At 48.6% G+C, this 15,362-nt stretch carries 17 protein-coding genes; 16 read left to right on the top strand and 1 reads right to left on the bottom strand.

Features of this window, described 5'->3' with window-relative positions; genetic code table 11:
* Window positions 1-13: 13 nt before the first annotated feature.
* From BLW59_RS11810 to BLW59_RS11760, 12 genes are all read left to right on the top strand, one after another.
* Window positions 14-514 (top strand): hypothetical protein, encoded by a 501-nt coding sequence (locus tag BLW59_RS11810; RefSeq protein ID WP_074697951.1) that lies wholly within the window; start codon window positions 14-16, stop codon window positions 512-514.
* Window positions 505-1,011 carry a hypothetical protein gene (locus BLW59_RS11805; RefSeq protein WP_139283659.1) on the top strand — a complete coding sequence of 169 codons (507 nt, stop codon included), beginning with the start codon at window positions 505-507 and terminating at the stop codon, window positions 1,009-1,011. The genes BLW59_RS11810 and BLW59_RS11805 overlap by 10 nt, the downstream gene beginning before the upstream one ends.
* A 38-nt stretch (window positions 1,012-1,049) precedes the next feature.
* Window positions 1,050-1,229 (top strand): hypothetical protein, encoded by a 180-nt coding sequence (locus BLW59_RS11800; protein WP_139283658.1) that lies wholly within the window; start codon window positions 1,050-1,052, stop codon window positions 1,227-1,229.
* Window positions 1,184-1,669 (top strand): hypothetical protein, encoded by a 486-nt coding sequence (locus BLW59_RS11795; RefSeq protein ID WP_139283657.1) that lies wholly within the window; start codon window positions 1,184-1,186, stop codon window positions 1,667-1,669. The genes BLW59_RS11800 and BLW59_RS11795 overlap by 46 nt, the downstream gene beginning before the upstream one ends.
* 9 nt (window positions 1,670-1,678) lie before the next feature.
* Window positions 1,679-2,410 carry a VirB8/TrbF family protein gene (locus tag BLW59_RS11790; protein ID WP_318258546.1) on the top strand — a complete coding sequence of 244 codons (732 nt, stop codon included), beginning with the start codon at window positions 1,679-1,681 and terminating at the stop codon, window positions 2,408-2,410.
* A complete protein-coding gene (locus tag BLW59_RS11785; RefSeq protein ID WP_074697946.1) occupies window positions 2,410-3,429 on the top strand; it encodes a TrbG/VirB9 family P-type conjugative transfer protein in 1,020 nt (339 codons plus the stop codon). Before BLW59_RS11790 ends, BLW59_RS11785 begins: the two co-directional genes overlap by 1 nt.
* Before the next feature lie 13 nt (window positions 3,430-3,442).
* The gene (locus tag BLW59_RS11780; RefSeq protein WP_074697945.1) at window positions 3,443-4,786 is read left to right on the top strand and encodes a TrbI/VirB10 family protein; all 1,344 of its coding nucleotides are present in this window, start codon (window positions 3,443-3,445) and stop codon (window positions 4,784-4,786) included.
* A 64-nt stretch (window positions 4,787-4,850) separates the two neighbouring features.
* The gene (locus BLW59_RS11775) at window positions 4,851-7,370 is read left to right on the top strand and encodes a type IV secretory system conjugative DNA transfer family protein (protein ID WP_175463423.1); all 2,520 of its coding nucleotides are present in this window, start codon (window positions 4,851-4,853) and stop codon (window positions 7,368-7,370) included.
* Window positions 7,339-7,488, top strand: coding sequence for a hypothetical protein (locus BLW59_RS17775; protein WP_175463422.1), 150 nt, complete (start codon window positions 7,339-7,341; stop codon window positions 7,486-7,488). Before BLW59_RS11775 ends, BLW59_RS17775 begins: the two co-directional genes overlap by 32 nt.
* On the top strand, window positions 7,488-8,435 hold the full coding sequence (gene trbB, locus BLW59_RS11770) for a P-type conjugative transfer ATPase TrbB (protein ID WP_074697943.1): 948 nt from the start codon (window positions 7,488-7,490) through the stop codon (window positions 8,433-8,435). Before BLW59_RS17775 ends, trbB begins: the two co-directional genes overlap by 1 nt.
* A gap of 98 nt (window positions 8,436-8,533) precedes the next feature.
* Complete coding sequence (locus tag BLW59_RS11765; protein ID WP_074697942.1) at window positions 8,534-9,121, top strand: type IV toxin-antitoxin system AbiEi family antitoxin domain-containing protein; 588 nt, start codon at window positions 8,534-8,536, stop codon at window positions 9,119-9,121.
* A complete protein-coding gene (locus BLW59_RS11760; RefSeq protein ID WP_074697941.1) occupies window positions 9,118-10,038 on the top strand; it encodes a nucleotidyl transferase AbiEii/AbiGii toxin family protein in 921 nt (306 codons plus the stop codon). The genes BLW59_RS11765 and BLW59_RS11760 overlap by 4 nt, the downstream gene beginning before the upstream one ends.
* 70 nt (window positions 10,039-10,108) lie before the next feature.
* Here BLW59_RS11760 and BLW59_RS11755 read toward each other — a convergent pair whose 3' ends face one another.
* On the bottom strand, window positions 10,109-10,600 hold the full coding sequence (locus BLW59_RS11755; RefSeq protein ID WP_074697940.1) for a cupin domain-containing protein: 492 nt from the start codon (window positions 10,598-10,600) through the stop codon (window positions 10,109-10,111).
* 282 nt (window positions 10,601-10,882) lie between these two features.
* Here BLW59_RS11755 and BLW59_RS11750 point away from each other — a divergent pair, with 282 nt between their 5' ends.
* The 4 genes from BLW59_RS11750 (at window position 10,883) to BLW59_RS11735 (ending at window position 15,082) form a co-directional block, all read left to right on the top strand.
* A complete protein-coding gene (locus BLW59_RS11750; RefSeq protein WP_074697939.1) occupies window positions 10,883-11,476 on the top strand; it encodes a hypothetical protein in 594 nt (197 codons plus the stop codon).
* 48 nt (window positions 11,477-11,524) lie between these two features.
* On the top strand, window positions 11,525-12,124 hold the full coding sequence (locus BLW59_RS11745) for a hypothetical protein (RefSeq protein ID WP_074697938.1): 600 nt from the start codon (window positions 11,525-11,527) through the stop codon (window positions 12,122-12,124).
* 39 nt (window positions 12,125-12,163) lie between these two features.
* Window positions 12,164-12,541 carry a hypothetical protein gene (locus BLW59_RS11740; RefSeq protein ID WP_074697987.1) on the top strand — a complete coding sequence of 126 codons (378 nt, stop codon included), beginning with the start codon at window positions 12,164-12,166 and terminating at the stop codon, window positions 12,539-12,541.
* A gap of 1,290 nt (window positions 12,542-13,831) precedes the next feature.
* Window positions 13,832-15,082, top strand: coding sequence for a hypothetical protein (locus BLW59_RS11735; protein ID WP_074697937.1), 1,251 nt, complete (start codon window positions 13,832-13,834; stop codon window positions 15,080-15,082).
* Window positions 15,083-15,362 lie beyond the last annotated feature (280 nt).

The raw sequence follows: 15,362 nt of genomic DNA, 5'->3' as shown, positions 1-15,362 counted from the left end.
GAGATGATGCTATATGAGTTCATTTGCAGAAGTTTTGGCCCGGAACAGGTGGAAGAGGACGATACACCGCCTGGGCAGCGGGATTGACCTTGTAGCCGTGATACTGGTGCTGGAATTGGTAGGGATTGCTGTGGGCTGGTGGCTAATGGAAGCGTATGAGCCGGAGGCAGTTCTGGCATCAGATTATGTAGCAATGAAAGAGCACCAGGAACAGGTCAGGGTAGAGCTTGATAGGCTGGCAGTCGCCAAAGAAGAGGATTTGCATATACGGGAGGCCATGACAATGCTTATGGTTGCCCTGCCGGAGCAGGTAAAGCTCAAGGAAATTACCATTGGCAACTTCCATAACGGGGACTGGCTTGTGACAGAAGCTGTTTCAGCGGACAATGCAGCCTTGGAAAGCTATATTAGCACTCTGCGTCAGAATCCCGGCTTTGAAGAGATGAGGATTGAAGATACCAATGTCGGGGTAAAGATCACGGTGCCCATGCCGGAGGGATTCAAATGGCGTTGAGAGAGAGATTGGAACTGATTTGGAAACGACTGAAAAAGTGGAGAATGTATGGAGAGTATTTCCGCAGCGCGGCTTTGGGCACTTTGATATTGGTACTGGGAATGCTGTGCATAGGCCTCCTGCAGGGAGCTAAAGATGCCAGAGCCTACAAGGCGCAGATGAAAGATGCTGTCAGCACCTACAGCAGCCAGGCTAAGGTAGTAAACGATGCTACCGGCAGGGCTGTGGAGACAAAGCAAGTTCCTGATGTCAGGCAGGATCTTGCCAGCAAGGCTCAGGATTACGGACTCAAGGTTGAGACAGGAAGCGAGCCTTTATACAGGGACGGTACGGGGGAGGTCTATGAAATGCGCCTTAGGGGCAGCTGGCAGAGAACGGCAGGTTTCCTGGAGCATCTGCAGCCCAAGGATGCGCTGCTGGGTCTCAGGATGGTGCAGATGAAGGGCACGGAAGCTCAATTGGATACAGTCATGCAGGTAAAAATCTATACAAAGTAGGTGAAATGATGTTTCTCATAGTTTGGACAGGTGCAAATGTGGCATTGACCATTTTGCTGATTCTTGCAGTACGGCGGGCCAGGAAGATGGCTGAAATCTTGGAAAGGGCAGGGAACTTGCAGATGGATTTCCTGCGGGAGACGAGAGTCATTATGAGAAAGGAGGCAGAGGCATGGACTGGCAAGGAAGAACTGCAGCAGGAATCACAGCCGGTCTGACCATGGGACTGCTGGCAGGTGCCCTTATCTGGGGCACGGGAGGATCAGGGAAAGAGGCAGGGAGCAGGGAATACCTCATGTGGAGCCAAGCCAATGCCCAGATGGCAAACTTAAGTGCCGGGCAGGGAACTGCCCGAGGATGTACACTGGCGGACTTGAAGCCCTTCCCGGAAGAAGGTGCAATTGCCAGCAAGCAGGAAGCAGCTTCCTCTGCCAAGTCTGTAACGCCCCTGCCTGTAAGACAGATGGGAGCTACGCCCGGAGGGCTGCGGCTGCCGGTGCCCAAGAGGCCTGAGAGAAAAGCCGAAGGAGCGGTGCTGCCTCTGGAAAAACAGGCTGCTGAAAGCAAGGCCAGGGAGGAAAACGAGAAGGAAAGCTACAGCTCCAAGATCGCCTTCACGGGCGGAGGGAGCATAGGTTTTGGGAAACAGGGGGAATGAGGATTGGATGTGAGCAAGCTTTTCATGGGGAAGCAGGAATTTACAGAGAAGGAGCCGGAGAACCCCTGCGATTATGGCCGCAGGATTTGGGATGATATGAATGGCAACGCCCTGAGGCAGAACAAGAATTTAAGGATTATGTGCATGGGCCTCCTGGCGGCTTTGGCCGTGTCCACCATTGGCAACGTCTATCAGGCCACCCAGAGTACTGTGGAACCGTATATTATTGAGGTAGACAGCACCACGGGAGCTATCAGGAAAGCGGGCGTTATTTCGGAAATGAACTACACTCCCGAAAAGCTGGAGATTGAGTATTTCCTGGGGCGGTTTATTCAGGACACACGGAGCCTCCCGGTGGACGGGGAGGTGTACAAGCAGTGCTGGTACGAAGCCTATGGCTATATGACCAAGGATGCGGCGGCTGCCATGAGCGCCGAAATGGAAAAGCAGAACAAGGCAGAGGACTTTGGCAAAAAGCGTATCAAGGTGACTATCAACTCCATACTGCCGGTTAATACGGATAGTAATTCATATCAGGCCACCTGGGTGGAAGATGTGACTGACCTTACCACCGGGGAACAGAAGAGAGTGCCCATGACAGGTATTTTCACCACTACCATCATCCAGAACAAGGATAAGAAATCTCTGATGGAAAACCCGCTGGGCATATATGTGAAAGATTTCAGCTGGTCTGAAGAAAACGTGGCCAAGGACATAAAGGATAAGGTGAGGGATAAATAATGGCAATGAAGCGGTTCAAGAATAAGGCTTTGGTAGTAGGCATGCTCTCAGTGCTGGCCATGCCAGCGGCAGCTTTGGCCCAGGAGACGGAGGGAAAAGAAACTGCCGTGGAAGTTACGGATACATCTAGTGATGAGGGTGAAAGCCATAAGATGCGGGAGCTTAAGAAGCGTGTACAGGAACTGGAAGGGCAGCTTGAAGAACAGGCCCGGGAGCATCTGGCACTCATGGAGGAAGTGGACAGCTTAAGTGCCCGTCAGCGGGCCATTGAAGAAGGAGACAGCATTTCCCACGGCTATCCTGCTACCGATAGCTTCCTGGTGGAGCCGGGGGACGGCGGGGACGTAAGCTACACCCAGGATGCCATCAATGCGCAAGGGGATAGCACCATGGTCTTTGATTACAGTCCCAGTCAGCTCTATAAAATATACTGCAAGCTGAATTACCTGACTGACATCCAGCTGAAAGAGGGAGAACAGATTACCTTTGTAGGCGGGGGAGATACGGGCAAGTGGATGATGGATTCGGCTACCGTGGAAGGTACACCTCACATCTATCTCAAGCCCATTGCCAGAGGTGCCAGGACCAATATCATCATCAACACTACCCACCATACTTATCAGGTGTTGTGCAATGAGGGTGACTGGTACAACCCCATTATCAAATGGTCATACGGCAGTGAGAATATCATGGAGAGCCTGGCCAAACAGGCGGCCTATGACAGGACTGTCAAGGCTGTGGTGGAGTCACCGGCAGAGCTGACCTTTGACTATGCCATCAGGGGAAGCGCCGATTGGAAGCCGGAGCATGTGTTCGATGACGGCAGGAAAACTTTCATCAAATTCGGCAGGGTGCCTAAGAAGTTGCCGGTGCTCTTTGTGCGCGAGAAGGGTCATAAGGAGGCCATGCTGGTGAACTATCATGTACGTCAGGACACTTTCATAGTGGAACGCACCTTTGGCACGGCAGAGCTGAGGCTGGAAGGTGATACTGTGAAGATTGTGAGGACACGCAAGTGAGGGAGGCTGCAGCATGAGTTTTCAGGATCTGAAGGATGGGCTGTCTCAAAAGATGTCCTCTATCAAGGGGAAGGACAAAGACTTTGAAAATCCCTCCATGGCAGAGGGCATCAATGACAAGGCCTATGGCATCAAGCGAAGCGTGGTTTACGGCATCGTACTCTTTGTTGTATGCGCCTTTCTGGGCTTTTCATACATGAGCATGGGGGATGATGAGGACAAAGCCAAGGGAAAGAAGGAGACAGAAGAAGCTGCGGACGCCAAAAATATGATGAATACAGACAGGCAGCTGCAAGCCATGAACAACAAGGCGAAGAATCCCAACGGCGTAAGTCCCAATGGGGCACCGCCTATGGAAGGGGGCAAGGCCAATAACAACACAGCTCAGAACAACAGCCAGATGCAGCCCCACCCAGCAGGGCAGGAGCCGTCACAGTATCCAGCTATCCCGAGAAGGAATCAGGGAAACTACAGTAATCCTTATCCTCTGCCTATGCTGGCAAACGCCCCGGCAGAAGCTCCCAAGGCAGAGGCCAAGGAAAGCGAAGCCTCAAGGCTGGGTAAGGAAAAGGCAGAATTTGGGGCGGCCATTGCCTTTGACGGAGGCTATGGCAACGGCTCCAGAAGAAGCAGTGAGAATACACCAGCCCAGGAGGCTGTAGAAGGAAGTGTCCCCGCCGGGAACAGGGAGCAACCTGGCTCCGGCAGTAGTTTGTATGGTAATGCAGGTGTCTATGGAAACATGCCACTGTCTGCGGCGGCTGCCTATATGGAACCTACGGCAAACTGCCTCCAGGCGGGCACCGTCATCCCGGCGGTGCTGCTGACGGGCATCAACACGGATGTGGGAGGGCAGGTGCTGGCTCAGATTGAGACTGATGTCTATGATTCCCTTACTGGCAATTGCCTCCTGATACCTGCGGGAAGCCGTCTTGTGGGCACTGTGGCCCAGGGTGCCCAGGAAGGCCAGAATCGGGTAGCTGTCAACTGGCAGACCCTGATGCTGCCTACGGGAGGAAGCTATGCTCTGGGAGGCTCCATGGTGGCGGCAGATCTTGCGGGTTACGGGGGAATTCCGGGCAGGATACACCATCATAGCAGCGGCCTCCTCCGGGGTGGGTTGTTTACCTCTGTGGTGGCAGCCCTTGGCTCCATGGCAGCTGGCAACACCAGCACTACAGCCAACACCTACACGGCAGGTCAGCTGGCAGCCCAGGGGGCCATGAGTAATCTCATGAATACGGCTTCTGCCCTTATCCAGAAGGGCGTGGATAGTTCAAGGCCTACTGTCACAGTGGCAGCGGGCAGCGAGTTCATGGTGTATGTGACCCGGCCTGTCCAGCTTAATGCTTACTGATACCAGCGTGACCAGAGGGGCCGGAAGGCTCCTCTTTTTCAACATAGGGAAGGATGGTGGGGCTGTGGATGCAGCACTGATGGATGTAAATGTGGAGGAACGGAAGCACCATGTGAAGGTGGTGCTGGTTATAATGGCAGTCTTTGCTCTGCTGGGCATGGAGGCGGCCTCCATGAGCATAGCTTCAGACTGTGAGTATCTGGAAGTACTGGGCAAGTTTGTCATGATAGGGGAGTATCATGTGTTCGGTCCCTGGAGCTACTGGATTTGGAGCTACGGTGAGATTGGCCCGAATATCCCGGATATCATTTTGCGTGGGGACAGGTGGTTCTACGGCTTCTTGCTTGCAGGGCTGCTGGTGAGCTGTGTTTATATACGGCACTGCCGGAGGCTCACCTCCCACGGCTCGGCCAAGTGGGCTTCCAAGAAGGACATTGAGGAAGCAGAGCTGATGGGCAATACCGGGGTTATCTTGGGAATCAACCCCTATACCAAGAAACTCATGCGAGATGACAGCTCGGCCCATATCCTGCTCCTGGCACCCACCCGCTCCGGCAAAGGTGTGTGCGTGATAATCCCCACCTGCCTCACCTGGACACACTCTCTTTTTGTGACAGACGTGAAGGGGGAGAACTGGACAAAGAGCGCAGGTTACAGGAAGAAATACATGGGGCAGAAGTGCATCAAGTTTGCGCCCCTCTCCAATGATGGCAGCTCTGCTAAGTGGAATCCCTTGTCAGAGATTCGCATGGAAACGCCCTTCGAAGGCAGTGATGTGGACACTATCAGCGGAATTCTGGTGAATCCCAAGGGGAAGAACAAGGACGGGGACTACTGGCCCCAGGCAGGCAAGGCTCTCTTGAAAGCTGCCATCCTCCATCATCTGTACTGGTTCAAGCGCGAGAAGCGACCTCTGCCAACTCTCACAAATATCCTGTCCTCGGTATCTAATCTCACTGAACTGCTGGCTTCCATGGGGTCCTATGCCCATATCTCTGTGGAGGAGTTCTTTGCCACGCCCAATATATTCCAAGTGTATTACGGAGAGGAATATATTACGGACTTCTCCAGCTACAATACAGCTCTTTCGGAACTTGCCGGACATGAGGTGCGGCTTACCTCCGTGGAAGAACTGAAGGCAGAGCTTAGGAAATATCCCGTCAAGGAGGCACGGCAGGAAAGGATTGAGAAGAAGCTTGAGAAACTGGAAAAAGAACTGGAGACGGTCAAGGCTCGTGAAGAAGAACTGTCCTCCCGGCAGGAAGAGGCGGATATGGCCTATGAGGAAGCTGATCTGGCGGCAGATCATGCCAAGGAGGAGGCTCTGGCTCTCAGGGAAAAGCTGGCCAGCGGGCAGTGCTCTGAGGAAGAATCCATAGCTGCTGATAATGAGGCAGCCAAGCTCATGCAGGAGGCAATGAGTGCAAAAAATATGGCAGACAGGATTGATGCCCAGCTACAGAAGCTGGCTCTCACGAAAAATGATCTTTTTGAGCAGATGGACAATCTGCGGACAAAGCTTGAGACAGATGATGAGGATGGGGTAGCAATGATAGATTTCAAGGATGGCGGTGCACCTTGGTATAAGCTTCTGGTGCATCCCAAGGTGCTGGAATGTGCCCAGAGTCTCCTGCCCAAAGTGAAGAGCGCAGGCGGGGAAATCAGCGGCATCCAGTCCACAGCAGCCACCTGCCTGAACCTCTATCAGGATCCCATTGTGCAGGAAAATACCAGCACCACAGATTTCCTTGTGGAAGACCTGCTGGTGCCGGAAAAGCCAGTATCATTCTACCTGGTGATTCCCCCTAATGACATTGAGCGCATGACACCACTGGTAAGGCTGCTTATCAATCTGATGCTGAACCGACTCATCCGGGACATGAAGGATGAGCACGTGAAGGGAGTAAAGCGGCAGAGGTTGCTGCTCTTACTTGATGAATTTGCACAATTCGGCAGGTTCGAGACCATTGAGAGTGCCATGGCGGTATGCGCCAGCTATGGCATTAAGATCTGCCTCATTACCCAGACCATTACTCAGCTGTACCAGAGCTACACCAGGGAGCAGTCCATCATGGGCAACTGCCATACTCAGGTGATTTTCACCCCTAATCAGGACGGTGGGAATACTGCCAGAATTATTGCAGATTCCCTGGGCAAGGAAACCATAATCAGTGAAACCAAGAATGACGGTGGTGGAGGCTTCGGCAAGGGAAGCCGGTCTACCTCGGGCATGGGCAAGGACCTTATGGCAGCATATGAGCTGGGCAAGATGCCATTCCGCCGGGAGATTGTCATGGTGGCCAGAAATAATCCCATCTACGGGGTTAAGCTGCTGTACCATGAGGTGCCCAGGTTCAGGAAGCGTTCCGAGATACCGCCACCGCTGTACAGTGACAAGGTGCGGAGCGTGACTAATTTCAACGATTTGAAGGTTATGATCAGGCCCATTTTGACGGAGATGCGGGAGGCCCAGGAAAAGGTAAGACTGGCCAAGGAACAGGATGCAGAAACCTTGGCAAAGGTACCTGAAATGGTTGAAGGGAAGGGGAAAAATGAAGTCACTGGTGCGGGGCAAAATGCATAAGGAAAGAAGGCTGGCGGCCCTTAAGAGCAAAATGCAGGAAAAGGGCATGCGAGTGCTCACAGGCAAGAAGGAAGACAAGGTGCATAACAGGCAGTTCGCCGGAGGGAAGGGTGCATAATGGCCAAGAAGAAAGAAGCCCTGGCTAGGGCACTGGGGACGCTGGAGTATACCCTGGGCTTTGAAATCATGAACTTCCTCAAGGACAAGGATGTTAATGAAATCATCGTGAACCCGGATACCAAGATTTGGGTGGATACCTTTTCCCGGGGCCGGGTGCTAACGGAGTATACCATGGAGTCTGGAAAGTCTGAGCAGATTATCTATCAGGTAGCGGATCTCACCAATACTGTGTGTTCTGCAAGCAATCCCACCATTGGGGCAGAGCTGCCGGATGGCAGCAGATTTCAGGGATTCCTGCCGGATGTGGTGACGGCTCCCAGCTTCATCATCCGCAAGCATACAGAGAGGGAACTGACATTGAAGGATTATGTGGAGGATGAAGTGATTACGCCACGGCAGAGGGAAATAATCCTGGAGGCTATACGGGACAGAAAGAATATCATCGCGGCGGGAGGTACCAAGTCTGGTAAGACCACGTTCCTCAACGCTATATTGGCAGAGATTTCCAAGAGCGACGATAGGATCGTGCTATTGGAAGATACCAGGGAGCTTAAATGCGCTGCCAGGAATCATCTATCACTGAAGGTGACGGAAAATCGGAGCATGAGCGATTTGCTACGGGATACCCTGAGAGCCACCCCGGACAGGATTGTTGTGGGGGAAGTCCGTGGAGATGAGGCACTAGCCCTGTTGGATGCCTGGAATACGGGTCATGACGGGGGATGCTCTACGGTGCATAGCAGTTCGGCCCTGCTGACTCTCAGGAGACTGGAGCAACTGGTGTCCAGGGTGTCTGTGTCTCCGCAGCAGGAGACCATTGCCGGGGCCGTGGATGTGATTGTGTACCTGCGGCGACGGGGAACCGGGCGTGTGGTGGAGGAAATATTGGGCATTGACGGGTATGACGCAGAGAAGGGGCGGTATGTGGTGCATGAGATGAAGTGAAGATTTGGTTGACAAAGTCGTTGGCCTAGTATAATATTTAATTGAAATTCGGCACTTTTTAATTATGCCGAAATATAATAAAGAGAGGGGGTATAAGTGTGAATGGAACACTTGCTCTACCTGTAGATCAAAAATTCATTTCTATAGGTGAACTCAAGGAGATAGGTTTCTCACTGTATAAGATTAATAAACTGGTGAGCGACGGCAAACTGGCTAAGCTAAACAAGAAATATTATGAGAATATCACCTACATTGGTGACGATTCTGATTTTTATTATGTCAATGCTTATATCCCCAATGGCGTAGTATGCCTTCTTAGTGCTGCAGCATACTACGACCTCACCACATTTATTCCCAGTGAGATTGATGTGGCTATCCCTAGGAAGGCAAAAGTATCGAATATGCCAGACTGGCCACAAATGGCTATACATTACTTTACCGACAAGCGGCATAGTTTTGGTGTTGAGACGATTATTGACAGACATAACAGTTTCAAGATTTACGACCTCGAAAAAACAGTGACTGATATTGTTTTCTATCGGGAAACCGTTGGCATAGAGGAGACAAAGGAAGTCCTGACCAACTATCTGCACAGGCAGGACAGGAACTTGAACAAGTTGCTGAAATGCGCTGAATTCATGAAATGCGATAACGTTATGCGTAGATATTTGGAGGTACTTATATGACCAGTGCGGCATCAGTAAAGGAAAGACTAAAGAACAAGGCGGTTGCTACTGGTAAAAATATGCAAGAGCTTCTGGTAGCCTATGGACTGGAGAGAACACTTTACAGGTTGTCTATATCCAGCCACGTCGAGGCATTCACCCTGAAAGGCGGCATACTTCTGTATGCTATGTTTGAAGGGACGTTCGCAAGAGCCACGAGAGATATAGACCTGCTGGCCTGGAAGATTCCCAATGATGCAGATAAGATGCGAGATATCTTTGGAGATATTTTTTCCATTGAATGCGATGATGCCTTGCGCTTTGATATACCTACTCTGACAGTAAGAGACATTACGGAATTCAAAAAATATCACGGAGTCAATGTTTCCATCATAGCCCTTCTGGAAAGAACAAAAATTCCAGTATCCATTGATATAGGCTTTGGGGACGTGATTTACCCGGATAGAGTAAAAATGGATTTTCCTGTAATTCTGGACATGGATGTTCCCAGCTTATACGCATATTCGTTGGCCTCAGTGATTGCTGAAAAATTTGAGGCCATTGTTACGCTTGGTGATGCAAACAGCAGGTATAAAGATTTCTATGACATTTATCTGCTTGCTAACCGTTATGAGCTGTTGGGTAATGAGCTTAGGGAAGCTGTCAAGGAAACATTTGAGCATCGTAATACTGGCTTTGAGGATATTTATGCTTTTGATGGAGCTTTCGTTGCCAGCGAACTGCATCAAAAACGATGGAAGGCTTTTCTGAAAAAGAAAAGGACTATGGTTAGTGTGGAGTTGGATGAAGCCATAGCTCTTTTGGAAAAACTGTTGCTCCCCATTGTGGACAGCATTGTATCCCAAACAGAATACACGGCTGTTTGGGATTATGACCGTAAGGAATGGAAGCAAGAGGCTGTTGAGAAAAAATCATAGAGTCAAAGAAAAGGCCCACGCTAAATGTTTGGCGTGGGCCTTAATATTCCTACTTACATAGGATTAGCTGTTATTTCTGTTCAGTTTCTGGATGATTAGCCTTATAGGTGTCATTCTGGGCAATGATGTCAAGGAAAACAAGAGGTTCGTCTTTCTCGTTTCTCAGGGCGTGGGACTGGCCAGGACGTGCGATGGTAATGGAGCCAGCCTGAACAACAGTCTCTTTGCCGGTACCGTCCGTAAAGATGCCTTCGCCAGATACGATGATGTAGGTGTCCTCATTGAAGGCGTGCTTGTGAAGACCAATGGAGGCACCTTTCTGAAGTGTCATCCAGCCAATCTCTTTGATGGCGGCTTCTGAAGGTGGCATATCACGGGTAAAGGAGAACTTGCCGTACAGTGTGCCATGCCCCTTGGCGACGTCCTGCTTGTCCAGGGTAATAAGCTTGTCCGGCGTGTAGCATTGCTCATCGGGAGCATTGGCCGTGCTTTCCGCAGCAAAGGCCATGGTCCCAAATGCCATGCAACCTAAAGTACATAGAACAGCTAAACCTCTCTTCATGTAGAACAACCTCCCTAAATATATAGATAATGTGGATTCGACACTCCTGCATTTCTATACAGATTTTGTAATTCCTGCATGAAATGCAAAATTTCATGACTGATATGGGCATAATATCATTTTAAAGCTATGAAACTTTCATGACGACAGGTACTAATCTATATAGCTCTTACTGGATGGCAGGGCTTTTTCTTTTGAGGGGGCAGGAGAATCAGAGCTTTACACGAATTATTAAAAAGGGATACTCTGAACATCTATTGGATGGTTAGGAAAAGAGTGAGCATGATGAAAATAAGCAGAAGAGTAAGTTTAGGCATGGCAGCAGTCCTCTCGACAGCATTTATTATCGGCAACAGCATTGCCTATGCCTACGATCCACCTAAGGTGATAAAAGATGTAGCAGGATTCCCCATAAGTTGCTCGATTTATGCATCACAAGCTGAGATTGGCGGTGTACGTGCGGGAATTACTCCTGGAAAAGTTAAAAGCATTTTGGGAGAACCCAGTCATATTCATGATGACAAAGGAAAAATACGTTATTACTACGATGGTCTGATATTGAAGTTCATAGATTATGGCGGTGAAGAGAAAACGGTATTACGAAATATCAAGGCTAATGAAAAATGCAAATATACGACATCGGATGGTGTGGCTGTTGGTATGTCAGAGGAGATACTGACACAAGTATATGGTATGGCAGATACTGTGTACATAGAGAAGTATACAGTTCCAAAGTTGAATGAGGAACAGAACGATGAGTATGAGAGACGCATGAACAGGACTATTTACACCTATAATGCAGGCCAGAAATTAGCTATGAATTTTATGGTGAGATACGGAATCATTATTGACATGCAGATAAATATGCAGGATTAAGATACCTTATTGTTGGAATTGTCAAATAATAAAAAGAGGGGATGTCTGATGACTAAGCTGTCAAGAAAGATAGCCGGACTTCTTGTCGGACTGGTGGTAGGGCTTTCCGTTGGGAGCATGAATGAGGCCGATGCCTACAGGGAGCCTGAATTTACCACTAACCTGGGAGGGCTACCCATAAGCTGCTCCATTTACCCAGAGCAGGCAGGTATAGGCAATATACACACGAGAGATAGCGTGGCGGCAGTCAGGGCCTGCTATGGTATGCCGGATAACATCACAGATGGGAATGGCCTAAGGCACTACTACGATGGCATGATACTGACCTTTGTGGATTTCGCTGGAGATAAAAATCCAATTCTGGTTGATATCAAAGTAACGAAAAATATGCGCATTGGGAATAATGCTACGCCAGCAGGTGTCGGTGTTGGTATGTCAGAATATGTGCTGACCCAGGCCTATGGCACGGCAGATGAAGTGTACATTGAGAAGCACACTGCACCAAAGCTGTCTGAGGAACAGAATCATAAGTATGATGAAAGGCTGAACAGGACAGTGTACACCTATAACGCCAGTGCCTGCCTGTCAATGAGCTTTATAGTGAGGAATGGGATTATACAGGAGATACGGATACATTTGTCAGACTAGGGGGATAAGGATATGGCTAAATTGTGGAGGTGCATGGTTATGAAAAGGCTATTGTCTGTACTGGTAATAGCGGTGGTGATGGCTTGCATGCTGCCAAGCTGCGAGGCTGAAGATGTTTGGGTTGATCACTTGAGAGATTCGAATATAGATGTCTACGTGATGGATGAAACTATTTACAGCGGAACATCTAGTAATGGCAGATATTTTAATGTGACGGCCAAGACAGTGAGGGACGGACAACAGCTGGATGTGATAACCTGGGCGTTTAGCAAGCATAAGGATGATATGTGGCGGTTTGAGACAAGCACCATGGATGGCAGCCACACTACTGTGGTCATCCCCAGAAATGGTATCTTTGAGTTCTGTATGGATAAGCTGGGGTGGAGTTACAAGATAGTGGATTCCTTGTATTACTGACCTGACATGAAAAAAGCTGCGTGGCTTTGCCTGGGAGGCAAGGTTGCGCAGCTTCTTTGTGCTTCAGTCCCACTGATCAGGAACGAGGATTTTCACGCCGTTCTTCAGCTCATAGGCTGTACTGGAAGTTTTGTCATGGGTAAGTGTGTATGGGGAGTGATCCCAGAGGCACAGGATGTCATTGTTTTGTCCCATAAACATAATTATATGCATGATATAAGATGAATACTGCAATTGTAATGGCTACTGATGGAAGTATTTATGGCAGATGAAATGTTTTGTGAAGCGACATTCATCGTCAGATGCAACCTTTTGTGAATAGACACTGATGGCAGCTGACAAGCAACCTTTTGTGAAGCATTTCCCCGGTGGGGTAATCAGAAGCGACCTTTTGTGAATATGCTATACCACCAGCGACCTTTTGTGAAGTGTATTTGCCGAACGTCATAATGCTAGGAATGACGCGGGATTAGCATATGCGAGCAGTGATGCTGGAAGCTGCTGGGCAGGCCAGTTGCAACCTTTTGTGAATAACTAAAAACTCATATCAGAGCCGCTTACAGTGCTGTTTTTCCAGGTGAGAGGATGATGTATAGGCATCAGATACGATGTTTTGTGAATCAATGTTGGGATAGCATGGATGGACTGGCAACCTTTTGTGAAGCAGCTGCAGCGGAGGATTATAGGGCTTAAATACCAGAAATCAATGACATTTACACTATATATGCCATCTCTGTAATACCTAAGCACAATATATACGGCTGTGAGGAGTAACATATTCTACATTTACGGAAACAATGCTTATGATGTTCTATTTATGTTCAAAAAAATATTTTTGTCACTTGATTTTCAGAAGCGACCTTTTGTGAATTTAAGTTATGAACAGGGGTCTAACTGTGCATAACTAAAGCGGTTATAGTGTTTATCCACAGTACTTATCCACAGATGTTGTGGATAACTCTTGCTGTATCTGAGAAGTCTTCACGAAAGATTGCTTCTGGCTTCACAAAATGTCACATCTGGGTTTTCAAAAGGTTGCCCCTTTCACAAAAGGTCGCCTCTTGTTCCAGCAATACCAACGGTTACAGCCATTCACCAGTGGTCTATAATAAGAGTTAGTATATAGTAAATACTATAAGCCACTATGCAATTAGGATGTACAGCACAATGGGGCTGATCAATGCATGAGACGTTCGACTAACCTCTCAGATGCAACCTTTTGTGAACACTTGCATATAGAGTGGGCTTCTGCTAATATCAAGGCATACGAGAGGAAAGGACGCACAATCCATGGGGGAACAAGATAACAAGTCGGTTCTGTACTACAACCGGCCTTTGGCTAAGAGCACTCCTAAAGAGGTGTACTCTAAGAATTCGCAGATACTCATTGCGTGGTACAAAAACTGTCTTCAGGAGGCCTACGTCAACGGCTTACTGAAGAATCTCAATGAATCCATAGCTATCAAGATCGATCTTACGAAGATTGGCAAGACCAAAGGGCTTAGTCTCAGTGCCTTGTCCAATTTCAAGAAAAGAGTATATCGTGATGCCGAGGAATTCCTCATGAGCAACAACCCTGCCATCTACGTTGAGGACGTGACCAACGAGGACGGCGTTAAGGAGAAACGTTTGCTCAATATTTTTGCTGGATTGGATATCTCTCAGAATGGGGAACTTACAATCCACTCATCGCCTCCGTTCCAGAAATACTATATTTCCAACGTCCTTGCTCACCCCGAATTGCAGGTCGGCATTGAATTCTATCTGTTGGCAAAAAGCCAGTACAGCGAGGGAGTATTGGAACTCATCTTGGCATGTATTGCTGACAGAAGGGCTGATAACCAGATAGAATCCTCCTTTGATATCAGCATCCCACTGGTCACCATGAGGGAAAAGGTTCCGACCAAGAACGATTCTGCTAAAACCAACACCTACATGAAACTGGTGGTAAAGAAGGCAGTTGAGGATATCAATGCAAATCCTGCGTCTCCCATACGGATTAACGATATCAATACAGTCAAAGGGCCAAGAGGGGTTATCCTCGATGTGGTCTTTTCTGTCGAATTCACAGAGGCCGTAAGGACTTCGCCTCCTTTTACAACATATGCAACTAGCGATTTTATTGATTCGGTAACAAAGTGTCCTTCGATGGATTATGTACTAGGACGTCTGGATGCTATGCATGTTTCTGAGGTTACAATCAACAAAGCTAAGAAAAAGCCGCTGCCGTTGGTGGCAGCTTGCCTGATGTATACCTTGTCCAAGGGAGGCAATCCAGCTCTGTTCAATACGGCTGTCAACAATTGGCGTGCAGAAAAGTCTATTCAGGAATATGCCAGCGATGTGCGTCTGTATCATCCTGAACTCATGGATGATGTAATAGCAAGCATCATTGGCTCTGGAGATCCGGTTCCAGTGCCTCTGGCCAAGACATTGGATTTCTCAGTGGAAGATGTTGAAGACGATGAAATAAGGCATATGGCTTTGTCTATACGGAGTAAGATACAACAGCGTGATATGCAAGAAGAGGCAGTTAGCTGATTGACAGATATATGTGAATTAGAAAACCCGGTAATCTAAATGAGAATGTGTGGCTGTTGGTATTGAGGTGATGGGAAATGCTTTTACACAAAGCTGGAATACCATAGCTTGAAAGCGTATGAGAAAATTGGCGCAGAAAAACCAGCCTCTGAAAAACAAATTTTTTCAGAGTTCAAGCACGCTTACGCCAGGCATTTACATGGATGACGGATATTATTGCGAATAACCGAATATACCACATCATGGAAGAGTGATGGTGCCCTTCTTCCAACAACCCGTC

Source organism: Selenomonas sp. KH1T6 (genome assembly GCF_900108415.1).
Classification (GTDB): Bacteria; Bacillota; Negativicutes; order Selenomonadales; family Selenomonadaceae; genus Selenomonas_B; species Selenomonas_B ruminantium_A.
Note: the sequence above shows the minus strand (reverse complement) of the source record. Positions and strands in the feature narration are given on the sequence as shown.